Source organism: Pseudophaeobacter profundi, assembly GCF_029697505.1.
GTDB lineage: Bacteria > Pseudomonadota > Alphaproteobacteria > Rhodobacterales > Rhodobacteraceae > Pseudophaeobacter > Pseudophaeobacter profundi.
In genome coordinates, this window is record NZ_JARJEF010000146.1 from 1 (window position 1) to 329 (window position 329).

General features: G+C 55.9%; 1 protein-coding gene. It reads left to right on the plus strand.

What is annotated here, in order from left to right:
- The coding region (locus P2081_RS20585) for a hypothetical protein (protein WP_278924650.1) at nucleotides 1–329 on the plus strand (329 nt) is incomplete at both ends.

Consider the following 329-nt stretch of genomic DNA (forward strand, 5'->3'; position numbering starts at 1 on the left):
TCGTCATCGGTGTCGACAACAGCACTTTCCCAAACAATACCATGACCAATGTGACGGAACTGCATCTGGTGTACAATGGCTCACTGTTCTCCGTGCCTCTGAACAACTCGTACACTTGCGCCTCGGTCGCGCCGCTGAGCTTGAACGGGACCACAACACCGACGACCAACGCCACCGTCCCCGGCAAACTGACTGTCGCTAACGTGCACGTGCAGGCTTTCGGCAAGAAGAACGAAACTACGTTCAGAACATCGATGGACTGTGCCAGCTCCGAGACACCGGATATTGTCCCCATCGTCGTCGGTTTGGTTCTCGCTGGTCTGGTCGTC